Source organism: Streptomyces sp. B1866 (assembly GCF_031932565.1).
Classification (GTDB): Bacteria; Actinomycetota; Actinomycetes; order Streptomycetales; family Streptomycetaceae; genus Streptomyces.
Window position 1 is genome coordinate 1 of record NZ_JAVSCF010000516.1, and the last position, 1332, is coordinate 1332.

The following is a 1332-nucleotide window of genomic DNA, read 5'->3' on the forward strand; positions in this document are numbered from 1 at the left end:
GAGTGCGCGCCCGCGCTCGGCCCGCCACGCGCCGCCCTCGCGCCCACCTCGCCTCGGGCTCGCCCGCGCTCGGCTCGCCTCCACGCGCGCGCGTCAGCTTCGCGCGTGCTGTTCACAGCGCCTGCCGCGGCGCCACGCCGCCCGCCACCGCCCGCTGCCGCGGCGCGTGCGTCCCCGTCCAGCACGTGCCGCGCCGCGCCAGCAGCCGGCGCAGCCACAGCTCCGTGGAGACCAGTTCGGCCAGGCCGTCCAGCGGCAGCCGCTCGCCCTGGGACGCCGCGCGCAGCGCCTTCCGTACGACGCGGGCCTCGACAAGGCCGGCGTCGGCGAGCAGCGGCGCGTCGAAGAGGTCGACCAGCTCGCCGACGTACGCGCGCAGTCCGGCCCGTACGGCGGCGGAGTGGACGGGGTGGGAGGGGGCGCCCCAGCCGGGCGGCAGGTCCCGGATGCCCGCCCCGGCCAGGACGGCGCGCAGCACCGACGCGCGCGCCCCCGGCTGGACGCGCAGCGACTCGGGGAGCGCGCGGCAGGCCCGTACGACCTGGTTGTCGAGGAACGGCGCGTGCAGCCGCTGGCCGCGGACCTCGGCGGCCTGCTCGAAGACGCGGTGGTCGGCGGCGTACCGGGCCAGGGCGGCTCCGGCGCGGCGCTCGCCGGGGCGGCGGAGGGTGCCGGGCCGGGCCGCCGCGGCCTCCAGGCGAACCGATACGTCGGCCAGCGCCTCGCCGGTCAGCCAGCGCGCGGCCGGCCCGGGGCGGCACCAGGCCAGGGCGGCCAGGGACGCGGAGACGGCGCCGAGCGCGCCGGCGTCGTCGGCGAAGCGGCGCTCCATAAGGCGGTGGGCGGCGTCCTCGACACCGGCCCGGTAGGACGTACGGGCCAGGCGCCGCGCCGCGCGGTAGACGGTGAAGGGCACCAGGAGGGCCTGCGCGGCGGACCCGTCGGCCCTGGCCAGCGCGGTGGCGGGGCGCAGCAGGTGCCGTCGGCGGCGGTCCAGGAGCAGGTCGGCCAGGCGGGCCGGGTGCGCGTCGAGCACCTGGCGGGCGCCGTGGCCGACGAGGTGGTCGGCGCTGCCGGCCAGCAGCCGGCGGCGGTGGCGTTCGGCGAGCACGAGGGAGGGGCCGGGCTCGTCGGTCAGCGGGCCGGCGTCGAGGGCGGCGTACGGCAGGGCCTCCTCGCCCGCGGCGACGACGACGTGGTGCAGGCGCGGGTCGTCGGCGAACGCGCGGGCGCGCGCCAGCTCGGCCTCGCGCGCCGCGCGCGCCCGCTCGCCGCCGCGCGCGGCCAGGTCGTTGAAGGTGACGACGAGCAGCCGCTGGCCGGCCCGCGTGC

1 protein-coding gene is annotated in these 1332 nt (G+C 80.9%); it reads right to left on the reverse strand.

All coding sequences use genetic code 11. The annotated features are described in order from the left end of the window. Positions 1–112 precede the first annotated feature (112 nt). A partial coding sequence (locus tag RKE29_RS29885) for an asparagine synthase-related protein (protein WP_312008843.1) occupies positions 113–1332 on the reverse strand: 1220 nt, incomplete at its 5' end.